General features: G+C 35.4%; 13 protein-coding genes. 9 read left to right on the top strand and 4 right to left on the bottom strand.

From position 1 onward, the window contains the following. Positions 1 to 46: 46 nt before the first annotated feature. Positions 47 to 3766, top strand: coding sequence for a metallophosphoesterase (locus tag LGQ90_RS05135; protein ID WP_229338851.1), 3720 nt, complete (start codon positions 47 to 49; stop codon positions 3764 to 3766). A 73-nt stretch (positions 3767 to 3839) separates the two neighbouring features. Here the strand turns inward: LGQ90_RS05135 and LGQ90_RS05130 are convergent, their stop codons facing one another. The 4 genes from LGQ90_RS05130 to LGQ90_RS05115 all read right to left on the bottom strand — a co-directional run bounded on the left by LGQ90_RS05130 (position 3840) and on the right by LGQ90_RS05115 (position 6357). Beyond that, a complete protein-coding gene (locus tag LGQ90_RS05130) occupies positions 3840 to 4721 on the bottom strand; it encodes a mechanosensitive ion channel family protein (RefSeq protein ID WP_229338849.1) in 882 nt (293 codons plus the stop codon). Between the two features lie 12 nt (positions 4722 to 4733). After that, a complete protein-coding gene (locus LGQ90_RS05125; protein ID WP_229338847.1) occupies positions 4734 to 5231 on the bottom strand; it encodes a Dps family protein in 498 nt (165 codons plus the stop codon). 98 nt (positions 5232 to 5329) lie between these two features. Beyond that, entirely contained in the window at positions 5330 to 5650 is a 321-nt protein-coding gene (locus LGQ90_RS05120; RefSeq protein ID WP_229338845.1) for a phosphoribosylpyrophosphate synthetase, read from the bottom strand. A gap of 242 nt (positions 5651 to 5892) precedes the next feature. Next, positions 5893 to 6357, bottom strand: coding sequence for a thiol-disulfide oxidoreductase DCC family protein (locus LGQ90_RS05115; RefSeq protein WP_229338843.1), 465 nt, complete (start codon positions 6355 to 6357; stop codon positions 5893 to 5895). Between the two features lie 117 nt (positions 6358 to 6474). Here LGQ90_RS05115 and LGQ90_RS05110 point away from each other — a divergent pair, with 117 nt between their 5' ends. The 8 genes from LGQ90_RS05110 (at position 6475) to LGQ90_RS05075 (ending at position 14515) form a co-directional block, all read left to right on the top strand. Then, positions 6475 to 7482, top strand: a complete 1008-nt coding sequence (locus LGQ90_RS05110; protein ID WP_229338841.1) for a LacI family DNA-binding transcriptional regulator — start codon at positions 6475 to 6477, stop codon at positions 7480 to 7482. A 9-nt stretch (positions 7483 to 7491) separates the two neighbouring features. Beyond that, positions 7492 to 8550, top strand: coding sequence for a dTDP-glucose 4,6-dehydratase (gene rfbB, locus LGQ90_RS05105; protein WP_229338840.1), 1059 nt, complete (start codon positions 7492 to 7494; stop codon positions 8548 to 8550). A gap of 1 nt (position 8551) precedes the next feature. Continuing rightward, positions 8552 to 9286, top strand: coding sequence for a hypothetical protein (locus LGQ90_RS05100; protein WP_229338838.1), 735 nt, complete (start codon positions 8552 to 8554; stop codon positions 9284 to 9286). Next, positions 9283 to 10152 carry a glucose-1-phosphate thymidylyltransferase RfbA gene (gene rfbA, locus LGQ90_RS05095; protein ID WP_229338836.1) on the top strand — a complete coding sequence of 290 codons (870 nt, stop codon included), beginning with the start codon at positions 9283 to 9285 and terminating at the stop codon, positions 10150 to 10152. Before LGQ90_RS05100 ends, rfbA begins: the two co-directional genes overlap by 4 nt. 106 nt (positions 10153 to 10258) lie before the next feature. Beyond that, on the top strand, positions 10259 to 11257 hold the full coding sequence (locus tag LGQ90_RS05090; protein ID WP_423738447.1) for an SDR family oxidoreductase: 999 nt from the start codon (positions 10259 to 10261) through the stop codon (positions 11255 to 11257). A 29-nt stretch (positions 11258 to 11286) separates the two neighbouring features. Beyond that, complete coding sequence (locus LGQ90_RS05085; RefSeq protein ID WP_229338832.1) at positions 11287 to 12006, top strand: GNAT family N-acetyltransferase; 720 nt, start codon at positions 11287 to 11289, stop codon at positions 12004 to 12006. After that, positions 11990 to 13132, top strand: a complete 1143-nt coding sequence (gene rffA, locus LGQ90_RS05080) for a dTDP-4-amino-4,6-dideoxygalactose transaminase (RefSeq protein ID WP_229338829.1) — start codon at positions 11990 to 11992, stop codon at positions 13130 to 13132. Before LGQ90_RS05085 ends, rffA begins: the two co-directional genes overlap by 17 nt. A 102-nt stretch (positions 13133 to 13234) precedes the next feature. Further along, entirely contained in the window at positions 13235 to 14515 is a 1281-nt protein-coding gene (locus LGQ90_RS05075; RefSeq protein ID WP_341481958.1) for a nucleotide sugar dehydrogenase, read from the top strand. The last annotated feature ends 1 nt before the right edge of the window (position 14516 follow it).

Genomic DNA, 14516 nt, shown 5'->3' with positions numbered 1-14516 from the left:
CTTTATTACTCGACCAAATTACAAAAAAAATTGACCAATATTTTCTATGAAAAAAGTTAAACTTTTAGCCCCGTTTTTTGTCCTCTTCCTTGTTTTTTCCTGTGCTACGGTAGAGCCTAAATATAGAGATGGAGAGGCAAAGTCCAATTTTGGATATCCCGTTAATAAGGAAATTGAAAAGTCTTTTTATTTACTTGGAGATGGCGGTTATTCTCCACCTGGGGGAACTTCTTTGGGGCTCATTGCTTTTAAAACATTTCTGGATTCAGTAAATAAAACAGAAAATTATACCATATTCCTTGGAGATAATATCTATCCAGATGGGATGCCCCCAAAAGGATCACCTGAACGGGAGGCGGCAGAATATCGGTTGGATGCCCAGCTTGATGCTATAGAAAATTATAAAGGAAAAGTGGTGTTCATACCTGGAAACCATGACTGGTATAATGAGAAATTGAACGGACTGGAAAGACAGAAGGATTACCTGAAAAGCAAATTTGAAGATATTTTGTTATGGAGCCCGGAAATTGGCTGTGGTTTAGAGTCTTTAGAGATTTCTGAAAATATTCAGCTTATTGTAATTGATTCTCAGTGGTATCTTGAAGATTGGGACAAAAACCCTAAGATAAATGATGACTGTGCCCAAATAAAGACTCGGGAAGCAATGTTCTTGGAATTGGAGTCAGAGATTAAGAAAAATCAGAATAAGACTGTTTTGATAGCTCTGCATCATCCCGTTTATACAAACGGCGTGCATGGAGGGCAGTATACTATTGACAGACATATATATCCATCCCAGAAAAAAATTCCATTACCAATTCTTGGTTCACTGGCCACATTAATAAGGACTACCGGAGGTGTATCTATTCAGGATGCCCAGAATAACAGGTATAAATCCCTTGCCAATAGATTATCTGTTATAGCCCAGGGCTATGAAAGAGTGATATTTGCTTCGGGCCATGAACATTCACTTCAGTATATAGAGCATGATAGTGTAAAACAGATCGTTTCGGGATCGGGATCCAAGGCATCTTATGCCACATTAAGTAATGATGGAGTATTCGCTTATAACGGGCAGGGTTTTGCAGTTCTGGATATTTTTAAGGATGGTTCTTCGTGGGTTAGTTTTTATGGAAATGAGGAAAATAAACCCAAGTTGTTTTTTCAAAAAGAGATCCTGGAAACTCCGGTGCCTTTCGAATTTAAAGAGTATCCAGATAACTTACCTCAATCTGTCACAGCCTCTATATATGACGAAGAAAACGCCGAAAAAGGACCGGTGCATGAAACTGTCTGGGGTGAAAGGTATCGGGAGTTGTATGGTACAGATGTAAAATTAAGAGTAGCAGATCTGGATACGCTATATGGCGGACTCAAAGTTGTGCGAGAAGGTGGAGGACACCAAACAGTTTCCTTAAGAGTGAAAGATAGCCTGGGGAGGGAATATAATATTAGGAGGCTAAAGAAGGATGCTTTATTGTTTCTGCAGAGTGTAGCTTTTAAGAACCAGCCTGTAGAAAATAAAATGGAAAATACCGTTGCTGAAAATCTCCTTACAGATTTTTATACGGCTGCACATCCTTATGGATTTCTTGCAATTCCAGATCTGAGTGAAGCGGCTGGAGTTTATCATACAAATCCTGAAGTTTTCTATCTGCCAAAGCAGGAAGCTCTTGGTAAATATAATTCGGTGCATGGAGATGATATTTATATGATCGTGGAAAGGCCGGAAGAGGGATGGACAGGTTATGAATATTTTGGAAGTCCAGATCATGATATTGTAAGTACTTCAGATATGCTTGAAAGATTGCGTAGGGATGAAAAGTATGTCCTGGATGAATCGGCATATATAAGAGCGAGAATTTTCGATATGCTCATCGGTGACTGGGACCGGCACCAGGACCAATGGCGCTGGGCAGAAATAGAAGATGCGGATGGAAAACATCATTTTGAACCTATTCCACGAGATCGCGATCAGGTCTTTTCAAATTTTGACGGAGCTTTCTTCGGAACTTTAAGAGCTCTTACCGGATTCGCCAATCAGTTCGCCGTTTATGGTGATGATATTAAAGATGTAGAATGGTTCAATATAGCGGCAATGGGTCTTGATAGATCTCTTCTTCAGAATACAGGAAAAGAAACATGGCTGGAACAAGCCAAATATATTCAGGAGAATGTTACAGATGAAGCCATTATGGAAGCATTTTCAAAATTGCCTGAAGAAACCAGAGGAGAAACCACAGAGAGACTTATAGATAATGTAAAAGGAAGACGTAATAATATCGTTGATATTGCGCAAAGATATTATGGTAAACTGGCAAAACTTGCCATTGTAACCGGAACAGATAAGGATGATTTTATAGATGTAATACGCCTTGAAGATGGAAACACCAGGGTAACCATTACCAGAAATAAAGATGGTGAAAGGGCTGAAAACCTCAGTGATAAAATTTACAATATTGATGAAACTAAAGAGATTTGGGTGTATGGCCTGGATGATGACGATAACATTCAGGTAAAAGGAAACGGACCTTCCAAAATATTTGTTAGGGTAATAGGGGGGCAGAATAATGATATTTATACTGTTGAGAATGGAAGTAATCTAAAGCTTTATGACCATAAATCATTGCCAAATACAGTGAATAAACTTGATAATGCCAGGTTGAGATTTACTGATGATTATGAGATCAATACTTATGATAAAGATAAAAAGACCTTTTCTTCGGGCTCTATACTTCCGGAAATGGGTTATAATCCAGACGATGCATTTTCTTTTAGTCTGGAGTTTATAAAGTCAGTTAATAAGTTTAAAAGGAATCCATTTACTTCCCAGTATACATTTACTGGGGAATATCATTCCGCAACAAATGGCTTTGAATTAGGTTATGAGGCTGAATTTGCCAATATTGTAGGTAATTATAATCTATTGGTTGGTGTAAATTATGCCAGCCCCGATTATTCTGAAAATTTCTTTGGTTTCGGAAATGAAACCGAAAATTTTGATGACGAATTGGACATGGATTATAACCGGGTAGGTTTACAGGAATATGCAGGGAAAGTTGCCCTGGTTAACAAAACCCCTTTTGGTAGTTTCTTTGGTTTTACTGCAAGTTTTGAAGGAATTGAGGTGCAGGATGATGAGGGAAGGTATATCACCGAGAATTTTGTTAGCACAGATCCTGATCTTTTCGAGAGAAAATATTTTGCAGGACTGGATGCCATGTATAGGTATGAAAGCTACGATGACCGATTGAACCCAACCCGGGGGATGCTTTTTGAATTAAATCTTGGCGCCAAGATGAATACTGCAGAAGCTGATCGTCAATATGGTTATTTTAAACCTTATATGGGATTCTATAATGCTTTAACGCGTAATAGAAAACTTGTAATTAAGACACGCGCAGAAGCTCATATCAATATTGGAACAGAATATGAATTCTATCAATCTGCCCAGCTGGGAGCTGAAAGTGGGTTAAGAGGATATAGACTGGAAAGGTATTCTGGTAAAAGTTCTTTTGGAACCGGAGCTGATCTTCGTTATTCTTTCAATACCATCAAAACTAGTTTTCTGCCTTTTCAATTAGGAGTTTATGGAGGCTATGATCTGGGAAGGGTTTGGACTGAAGATGAGAATAGCAAGGTATGGCATGATAGCTATGGGGGAGGTCTTTGGATAAATAGCGCTGATGCTATTCAGGGGAAACTAAGTATGTTTGCCGGGAGTGAAGGTCCAAGACTCCAGTTTGCCCTGGGTCTAAAGTTTTAATAAACAATATTATTGATAATAAAAAAAGCCGGTTTCAATTGAAACCGGCTTTTTTTATTAGATCAGAAATTGTTTAATCTGAATTCTTATTAATTGATAGTTTATTAGTGAAATCAATAGTTCTAATAGGGAATGGGATGTTGATTCCTTTAGCATCGTAAGCCTTCTTAATTGCAATAATTGCAGTATTCTGGGCTATTAAAATATCCCGGTTTTTACTTACGTCTGTCCAGAATCTAAGTACATAGTTGATAGAACTATCCCCAAATTCCTGAAACATTAGCTCAACTTCTTCATTTCCTCTTTGCGGAAAGATATCTTCAATAGTTTTAATAGTAAGATCTCTCACCATTTCAAGATCTGAAGAATATCCAACTCCGCAATTCACAAAAACCCTGGATCTGGCTGTCCTGGTGAAATTCTTAAAAGGCTCTTCAATGATCTTTCCATTTGGAATTATCACGTAGTTGTTATCAGACTGTTTTATAACGATGTTCCTAAGGTTGATCTCCATTACTGAACCAGCAAAGCCATTAGTTTCTACCCAGTCACCAATTTGGAGTTCTGGGAGGAAACTTAGAATTAACCCGGAAAAAGTATTATTTAATGTCCCTTGCAAAGCAAGTCCTATTGCCAGACCAACCACACCGGCAGCTCCCAGTACTGAAGTGAGCACAGTGTCCAGATTTAATAAGCCCAGAGCGATAAAAAATCCGATTAATACTACAATTGCTTTAATGACTTTTACAGCCATTTGACGAATGGAGTCCTGTTTTATACTTCTGTGGAAAATTTTATCGAATATTTTCCCAACATATTTTGCTATAAAAATAAATATGATGAAAACCAGGATAGCCAAAAGAAAGTTGGGGAGACCTAAGATTATAGTGTCCATCCAACCTTCTAATTTATCCCAGATACCTTTTATTGAATCCTGAATGTTGAAGTCTTGCATGCTTTATTGAAATTATTTTTTTACGGGTTTATGTTGTTCGCTGGTTTTCATTTTCCACGAATCCAACATCCAGCTCGTTTTCTCTAATTCTCTAATATAAGCTCCAATAAGATCAATAGTTCCCTCATCCCCGCCTGCATCAGCAACTTCCACAACTTTCCTCATTTGCTTAAGAAGCAAGCCGTGATCTTTTAATAGCAGTTCGATCATTTTACTATCTGAAATATCCGATGGGGATTCTTCAAGATTTGAAGCTTTAAGATATTCGCTTAAATTACTGGTGGGCTGATATCTTAAGGTAAGAATTCTTTCTGCAATCTCATCAACTTTCAGTTTGGCGTCATCATATAATTCTTCAAATTTTTCATGAAGATCAAAGAAATTTTTTCCAATTACATTCCAGTGGAAATTCCTTAGTTTTTGATAATATAAATGATAATCAGCTAAAAGTATATTAAGTTCTTCAACGGTGGTCTTTGTTTTCTTGGAGTCTAAACCTAAATAATTCATAGTTTTTATTTATTGTTTTTTTTAATTCAATTCAAAAATACAATCATGGGCTGGGTTGCCCAAAGCGGAGTATGGATTTAATAGAAGTTTAACTTTGGTTAATCCAGAGCGCGATGATCTTTTAAATCAAGCTTTTTCATCATTTCCTTGGAAATCTGACCGCTGGAAATTCCGTAACCATCTACAAGAATACCTTTATGATTTTTAGAAGTTGTAATGGCATAAAGTATGGCATTATCATCTGGATTACTCATCCCTTCAAAACGCAATACCTTATCTACTTCAAACTCTTCTACTCCAAAAGTTTCTTTTTTAGATTTCAGCTCAATTTTTTCATCAAGTAAATTAAAATCCTCTTCGTAACCTTCTTCTAATTTCAATTTATTTATCGCTTGCGATAATGTACCGTAATCTTTCATTTTAGTTCAATTTTTAATTAAAATCAAATTACGCTGAAAGCAGCGTTTAAGCAAAAACTAAGGGCGGTTTAGGATAAGTTTAACTCGCTAGTATAGGATGTTGAGCGCTTATTGGTCCCTGGATTTAGAACCGAAAATACCGAGTGGAAAAACCAATAATAGAAAGAAATACCAACCTGTTATTATTCCAATTATTGTTACAAAGGCGGCAATTATATAAAACCAGTATGATTTTGGAAGTTTCATAGGATACTAATTATAATAACAAGAAGGATCAAATATAGCAGCCAGTAGGGTTTAAGGTTAAGAGGATCTCTTCCGAAGAAAAGTTTAGTCAGTTTAAAGAAGAAAGATCTGTTTTTAGCAATATGGTTATAACCATGGTCGCTTAAAGATTGAAAAATAGGATTTGAAGCATACATTTGATGCCATAGTTTATTCCCGGCATGCCAAATACTGCGGTATGCAGAATCTGGACCGCTATAAACTTTTCCATCGGTCTCTATAAGTCTGCTAGCCTTTTTAAATTCTTTAATCGGGATATCTGAAAAATTTTGTGCATAATCCTGATAGGTTTTAAATTCAACCTTTCCTTTTGTTTTGGCTTGCCATCTGGTTTTCCAGAATTTACAAAATCCGCAGTCACCATCCCAGATCAATATATTACTGGAAGGTGGATGCTGGGTATATTGAATTTTTTTAAACAAGTTGAAATTCTTTTAATAGTAAAGGACTGAAAAAAATGGGGTACATCAAATCTAAAATCTTTATTTGTGCCAATTCAGGAATTTTTTTAACCTTTATGGTTAATTTCCCTATGGCCTATGAAAAGTAAAATAACTTTAAAAGAATTGGCAAAGTTGCTGAATGTGAGTGTTTCCACGGTTTCTAAGGCCTTACATGACAGTCCGGAGATAAGTCCTAAAACTGCCGAAAGAGTTAAGGAACTGGCTACTTTACATAATTACAGGCCAAATCCTGTAGCTGTTAATCTTAAAAAAAGCAAGACGGAGACCATAGGAGTGGTGATCCCCAATATCTCGAATAGTTTTTTCGCCCGCGTTCTTTCAGGAATGGAAGCGGAAGCTCAGAAGCATGGACAGCAGGTGATCACTTATATTTCCAATGAATCTATTGAAAGAGAAAAGCAAATCTGTGACATGCTTACCTCCGGATTTGTAGATGGGGTATTAATTGCCGTTTCAGAAGAAACTCAGAAAAAACAGGAATATGATCATCTTTTTGCGCTGCTGGATTATGATATTCCGGTTGTGATATATGATCGGATAAATTTGGGATTACCTGCAGATAAGGTGGGAGTTGATGATGAAAAGAGCTTTTATGATGCTACTAGGTACTTTAAGGCAAAGGGATTAGAAAAGATTGGTCTTGCCTCAGCGATTCATCATGTTGGTATAGGAAAGTTAAGAATAAAAGGCTACGAAAAAGCACTGAATAATGAATATTCTGCCTTAATGGCGACCAGTACCAAACCTTCAGAATTAAAACGAAAAATCAAAGAACTAATAGCGGGTAAAAAAGTGGAGGCCTTACTCTGTACAGATTTTGAAAGTGCTATTATGGCGACACGGGTGGCTTATGAAGAGAAAATAAAAATCCCGGAAGACCTAAAATTAATAGGCTATATAAGTAAGGATATTGCTGAATTTTTAACTCCTTCTTTAAGTTATATTGAGCAACATCCCCAGGAATTGGGTTCTACCGCTGTGGAGGTTTTAAACAATCGCCTGGACGGTAAATATGAGTCAGGAAAATTCGAAGAAAAAATAATCTCCACGACTTTGATGCATTTGGAGTCGACGAGGTTTTAATAATAAAAAATGAATAAGGTTAGTAAATCTATATTAGTTACGGGAGGTGCAGGGTTTATAGGCTCTCATTTAGTTCGTCATTTTGTAAAAAAATATCCCGATTATAAAATCTATAATTTAGACAGTTTGACTTATGCAGGCAATCTTGAGAATTTAAAGGATATAGAAGAGCTTTCAAATTATGAGTTTATCAAGGCAGATATCACCGATGAAACAATGATAGCTGAACTTTTTCATAAATATCAGTTCGATAAGGTAATCCATTTAGCGGCTGAATCTCATGTGGATAGATCAATTTCAAATCCATTAGCATTTGTAAAAACTAATATTATAGGAACGCTTAATTTATTAAATGCTTTTAAATCTATATGGAAGGATAATTTTGAAGGTAAATTATTCTACCACGTGAGTACAGATGAAGTATATGGTAGCCTGGGAGAAACCGGACTCTTTAAGGAAACCACCTCTTATTCGCCAAATTCTCCTTATTCAGCATCAAAGGCCGGCTCAGATCACTTTGTAAGAGCATATGGTGAAACCTATGGAATTCCATATGTTGTTTCTAATTGTTCTAATAACTACGGACCTTTTCAGTTTCCTGAAAAACTAATACCCCTAATGATCAATAATATCATTGAGCAAAAGGAATTGCCAGTATATGGGGATGGTAAGTATACCAGGGACTGGTTATATGTTGAGGATCATGTAGAAGCAATAGATTTAATCTTTCATAAAGCCCGCAAAGGAGAAACTTATAATATTGGCGGACTCAATGAGTGGAAAAATATAGAGGTGATTAGTTTGCTTTGTGAGATTCTCGACGATAAATTAGATCGGGAAAAAGGATCTTCGGAAAAATTAATCTATTTTATTAAAGACAGACCGGGGCATGACAGGCGCTATGCTATAGATTCTACAAAGATCGCAAAAGAATTAGGCTGGAAACCCTCAATTAACTTTCGGGAAGGTCTAATTAAGACGATTGAATGGTATTTAAAAAATCCGGAATGGATACAGAATGTAGTTAAAGGAAGTTATATAGAATATTATAAAAAGCAATATTCCTAATATGGAATGGATAGAAATTTTAGGGATACCAGGTGCTGGGAAATCTACTTTATTAAAAAATTTAAAAAGTAGTTCCATTAAGAATGACACAAAAGAAACCTGGTATGCTGAAGAAACAGTAAAGTGTGGAATAATTAAAAATATAAAACTAGGTAATTTTCAATTGTCGAATAAATTACTTCAAGCTAAATTTTTGTCAAATCAAAAGTTTGATGAAGAACAAAAATGGAAGGAATTAATTAGAATACATCGAGAGGGAGTAAATTCATTAGAACTGCCCACTGAATTTAAGTTTAAATTAATTTTATTTTATTCAAATTTAATTACTAAAGTTTCGAAATACTCAAACCTTTATCTCTCAAAACCTATTTTTTTGGATGAAGGTATAATTTATAACAGTTATTCCAAGAATATAGATTTACAAAATTTTATTGAGCACAATTATTTTTTCCCAAAATTGGTAGTTTATTTAGAGGCAGACGTCTTAGAAGTAGCTAATGAAATAAAAAACTCCAATAGTTTTGAATCAAGAGGGATGAAATCATTTAGTTTATTTTCGCCGAAAGAGATAAGAGATTATTTGCAAAAGAAAAATTCACATACACAAGATAAAATTAATTTTTTAGAAAAGGCTAATGTTCCTGTCATTAAGCTTAACCGGACAAATTCTAATCGTATAAATGATTTAATAAATATAAACCAAAGGATTAATGAAATTTTGAATTACAATATATGAAAGGAATTATTTTAGCAGGAGGTACTGGTTCAAGGTTATTTCCCCTTACCCGAAGTATCTCAAAACAATTGCTAGCCGTTTACGATAAACCAATGATTTATTATCCGATTTCTGTTTTGATGTTGGCGGGAATCAGAGATATATTAATAATCTCCACCCCTAATGATTTGCCAAATTTTAAAAAGCTGCTTGGAGATGGTTCGAAATTAGGTTTGAAGTTCAAGTATAAGGAGCAAGAGAGCCCAAATGGTCTGGCGGAAGCGTTTATAATTGGTGAAGAATTTATTGGAGATGAAAATGTATGTCTTGTATTGGGGGATAATATATTTTATGGGCAGGGCATGAGTTCACTTTTAAAAAATGCAGTTGATGTTTGTGAAACTGATAAAAAGGCAACTGTATTTGGATATTATGTGAAAGATCCTGAGAGATATGGAGTGGTAGATTTTGATAAGCATGGAAAAGCCTTAAGTATTGAAGAAAAGCCTACACACCCAAAAAGTAAATATGCAGTTACAGGACTCTATTTTTACCCTAATTCTGTGATCGAAATTGCAAAAAACTGCCAACCAAGTAAACGTGGAGAACTTGAAATTACCAGCGTTAACCAGAAATATTTAGAGTTAAACGAATTGAACGTGGAATTGATGGGTAGGGGCTATGCCTGGCTGGATACGGGGACACATGATTCATTATTGGAAGCATCTAATTTTATACAGACAATTGAAAAACGCCAGGGTTTAAAAGTGGCTTGTCTTGAGGAAATTGCTTACAGAAAGAATTTTATTTCCAAAGAAGAATTGCAAAATCTTGCTGCCGGATTGGCCTCAAGTGAATATGGAAAGTATTTATTGGATATGTATTGAAATTATCTCATTTCTATTTTGGCAATTCTTTAAGAATGGCATTAACAAAACTTCATAGAGATATTTTATATTTGCGCACTGCAAATTCATAAAAATTCACATCTTGATTACTGAACCTCAGAAAGAAAAAATTAAAAAATTAAAAATATTAGTAACTGGTGGAGCAGGTTTTATTGGCTCCAACCTCTGTGAAACTTTAATATCTCTTGGCGGCAAAGTGCGCTGCCTGGATAATTTTGCTACTGGCCACAAGAAAAATCTCGAGGCTATTATGGAGCATTCTTCTTTTGAATTAGTGGAAGGCGATATAAGGGATGCTGATACCTGTAATGCAGCATGCAAAGATATTGATTATGTTTTTCATGAAGCAGCTCTTGGATCTGTTCCAAGATCACTTAAAGATCCCGCAACTAGTAACGAGGTAAATGTATCTGGATTTTTGAATATGCTTATAGCTAGTAGAGATGCCGGCGTGAAGCGTTTTGTTTATGCAGCCAGTTCATCAACCTACGGAGATTCAGAAGCTTTGCCAAAAGTGGAGGATAAGATAGGTAAACCATTATCTCCATATGCAATTACAAAATATGTAAACGAATTATATGCAGGTAATTTCAAGAAATCTTATGATTTTGACAGCATTGGATTAAGGTATTTTAATGTTTTTGGAAGAAAGCAGGATCCAAATGGAGCATACGCAGCAGTAATACCCAAGTTTGTTATGCAATTCATGAAGCACGAAAGCCCTTTGATAAACGGTGACGGCACCTATTCTCGTGACTTTACTTACATTGATAATGTGATTCAGATGAATTTACTAGCAATGTTAACCGATAATCCTGAAGCTGTAAACCAGATTTATAATACAGCTGTGGGTGATAGAACAAATCTCGTAGAGCTTACTGAGCTTTTGAAAAAGCACCTTTCAGAATATGATTCTGAAATTGCAAAAGTCGAAGTAAAGCATGGCCCAAATCGTCCAGGAGACATACCTCATTCATTAGCTTCGGTAGAAAAAGCTGAAAAACTCTTGGGGTATAAACCAACTCATAAGATTGATGCCGGGCTTAAGGAAGCTGTAAACTGGTATTGGGATAATTTGAAATAGGCTAGCTTATGGTAAATAATTTTGAATTTTTGAGTTGGGACTCAAATTTCTTTGGAATTCAAGTTGGTAAATTAACCGCGGATAAACCACTTGGTGACCAGGAAGATTTATTAAAAGAGCTCTTTAGTAAAAAAATTGATCTAATTTACTACTACAGTCAGGAGCCATTATCAGAAGATTTTTCCTCGAAATTTTACGAGTATTTATTGGTTGATCTAAAAATTCCGGTTAAGAAAACACTCACCCGAAAAAAAGTCAACCCTAAGATTTCAGTTTATTCCGAGGAAAAGGCCAATGAGGAACTGGTTCAGCTGGCACAATTAGCAGGAAGCCATACCCGATTTAAAGTTGATCCTAGAATTAGTGAGGAAAAGTTTAATGAATTATTTAAAGTTTGGATTGAGAAATCTGTTAGTGGAGAAATGGCATCAAAAGTTCTTGTTTATAAAGAAGAGGAGAAAATTATAGGTTTTGCAACAATATCAATAGATGGTAATATTGGTTATGCTCCTTTATTGGCTGTAAATAGAAAATTTGAAGGCTTAGGGGTGTCTTTTGCTATTATGGACGCGGTTGAATCTGAAATGTACGATCATGGTTGTGAGTTTTTAGTCTCTTCTACACAGGAAGTGAATCGCAAGGCACTTAAAATTTACGAGAGGTGGGGATGTGAATTTGGTAAAGGTATTTATGTCTATCATTTTTGGAAAAAGGACTTCAAAAAGGTTTTGTATGAAGATAAGCTTTAATAAGCCATATTTCGATGATAAGGAGCTTAATAGTGTTAGAAAAGCTCTTCAGTCTGGTAATCATTCAGGGAATAAGGAATTTTCCAGAAAGCTAAAATCCAGAATTAATCAAAAGTATCCCAATAGCCATGTATTTTTAACTCCATCTTGTAGTGCGGCTTTGGAAATGGGCGTTATGCTCAGTGGTATTAAGCCGGGAGATGAGGTAATAATGCCGTCCTACACATTTAGTTCTACCGCTAACGCAGTTTTAGTATTTGGTGGTATACCGGTATTTTGTGATATAAATCCTGAAACTATGAATTTAGACCCGGTTTCAGTAGAGCAATTCATAACCTCGAAAACCAAAATGATCATTCCTATAGATTATGCTGGTATTCCTTGTGATATGGATGAGATATCCACACTTGCAAAGAAGCATGGAATAATTATAATGCTGGACGCCGCTCAATCATATGGATCTTATTTATTTGATAAACCAGTTGGTGAAAAAGCTGATTTAGTTTGCTTTAGCTTTCATGAAACCAAAAACCTGAGTTGTGGTGAAGGCGGTGCTTTACTGGTTAATCGAAAAGAATGGTTTGAAAAGGCTGCTTTCATTCAGGAAAAAGGGACAGACAGAAAGAGAATGTTAGAAGGACTTCAGGATAGATACAGTTGGATTTCTAATGGGTCTAGTTATATTCTATCTGATATATTGGCAGCAATATTACTTGCGCAATTTGAAAAAGAAAAGCTTATCATAGCAAAGCGAAAAATAATTTACAATGCTTATCACGAATTATTTAATTCAGATTTAAAATCCTTCATTATTCGCACTTCCAAAATCGAAGAATTCATGAAGGTGAACTATCATTCATTTTGGATACATATGCACTCTAATGCGGATAGAAAACTATTTATGGAAAAAATGAGTGATAGAGGAATACCCGCATATATTGGTTACGTACCTCTTCATTCCTCTAAAATGGGTAAAAGCTTAAAAGTTAATACAGAGTATTTGCCAGTTACAGATGAGCTTTCATCAAAAATTGTACGGATGCCAATATATCCTGATATGACTGATGAAGAATTAACTTACATCATCTCCAATACCAGAGAAGTAGTTCTCGAAAATTTCAATTAACCTACTTCTAAGAATAAAGGTTAGATTCATTTTTAACCCTATTTTAAGAATATCTAGCATTTAAAAACTAATTTTGCAGTTCCTAAATAATTATTACCAATAATAATGAGTAAAAAAATCGCCACAATAGGTTTGGGCTATGTTGGTTTACCTTTAGCTAGATTATTCGCTACAAAATATCCGGTTGTTGGATTTGATATTAATGAAGCTAGAATCAAGGAACTAATGGGTGGGATTGATTCTACCTTAGAGGTGGAGAATGATGTGCTAAAAACAGTTCTGAAAACTGAAAATAATAGTGAGAATGGATTGTATTGTTCTTCCGATTTAAAAGAAATAAAAGATTGTAATTATTATATTATAACAGTTCCCACACCAGTAGATAAAAATAATAGACCAGATTTAACTCCTTTATATAAAAGCAGTGAAACTGTGGGTAAAGTTTTAAAAAAGGGAGATATCGTTGTTTACGAATCTACTGTTTATCCAGGGGTTACGGAAGATGAGTGTGTGCCCGTATTGGAAAGAGTTAGTGGCTTGAAATTTAATGAAGATTTCTTTGTTGGGTATTCTCCCGAAAGAATTAATCCAGGCGATAAAGAACATTCTGTAGATAAAATTTTAAAAGTCACTGCTGGCTCAACACCAGAAATAGGCAAAAAAGTAGATGAATTATATGCTGAGGTAATTACTGCAGGTACCCATTTAGCTCCTACTATCAAAGTGGCAGAAGCTGCAAAAGTAATAGAGAATTCTCAGCGAGATATTAATATTGCCTTCGTAAACGAGCTTGCCAAAATATTCAATATGATGGGTATAGATACTCAGGATGTATTGGAAGCTGCCGGCACAAAATGGAATTTTTTACCATTTAAGCCAGGTCTTGTAGGAGGTCATTGCATTGGAGTTGATCCCTATTACCTAGCTCAAAAAGCACAGGAAATTGGATATCATCCTGAAATTATTCTGGCTGGCCGAAGAATGAATGATTCTATGGGGCAATATGTAGCGGCAGAAGTTGTAAAACTTATGTTACAGAACGATATCAAGGTAAAGGGTGCGAAAATTTTAATTTTAGGTATAACCTTTAAAGAAAATTGTCCTGATGTTAGAAATACCAAGGTTGTTGATGTTATTAAAAGTTTAAAAGACTACGGGGTAGAGGTAACTGTATTCGATCCACTTGCCAACCCTTCAGAGGTAAAGCATGAATATGGATTGGAAACTACTAAAAACAATCCTGAAGATAAATTCGATGCTATTGTTCTAACTGTAGCTCATATCCAGTTTCTGGATATTGATTTATCTGAACTAAAAAAGCCAGGTGCTGTTGTTTATGACGTAAAAGGCGTGCTTGGAGATAAATGTGATCGTAAATTATAAT

This window comes from Christiangramia sediminis (assembly GCF_020552705.1).
Lineage (GTDB): Bacteria > Bacteroidota > Bacteroidia > Flavobacteriales > Flavobacteriaceae > Christiangramia > Christiangramia sediminis.
The sequence above is the reverse complement of the archived record's forward strand: the minus strand, read 5'-3'. Positions and strand labels throughout refer to the sequence as shown.

Excerpts from the sequence above, each read along its gene's own strand:
- LGQ90_RS05135 (WP_229338851.1), top strand. The coding sequence starts at position 47 with ATGAAAAAAGTTAAACTTTTAGCCCCGTTTTTTGTCCTCTTCCTTGTT.
- LGQ90_RS05130 (WP_229338849.1), bottom strand. The coding sequence starts at position 4,721 with ATGCAAGACTTCAACATTCAGGATTCAATAAAAGGTATCTGGGATAAA.
- LGQ90_RS05125 (WP_229338847.1), bottom strand. The coding sequence starts at position 5,231 with ATGAATTATTTAGGTTTAGACTCCAAGAAAACAAAGACCACCGTTGAA.
- LGQ90_RS05120 (WP_229338845.1), bottom strand. The coding sequence starts at position 5,650 with ATGAAAGATTACGGTACATTATCGCAAGCGATAAATAAATTGAAATTA.
- LGQ90_RS05110 (WP_229338841.1), top strand. The coding sequence starts at position 6,475 with ATGAAAAGTAAAATAACTTTAAAAGAATTGGCAAAGTTGCTGAATGTG.
- rfbB (WP_229338840.1), top strand. The coding sequence starts at position 7,492 with ATGAATAAGGTTAGTAAATCTATATTAGTTACGGGAGGTGCAGGGTTT.
- LGQ90_RS05100 (WP_229338838.1), top strand. The coding sequence starts at position 8,552 with ATGGAATGGATAGAAATTTTAGGGATACCAGGTGCTGGGAAATCTACT.
- rfbA (WP_229338836.1), top strand. The coding sequence starts at position 9,283 with ATGAAAGGAATTATTTTAGCAGGAGGTACTGGTTCAAGGTTATTTCCC.
- rffA (WP_229338829.1), top strand. The coding sequence starts at position 11,990 with ATGAAGATAAGCTTTAATAAGCCATATTTCGATGATAAGGAGCTTAAT.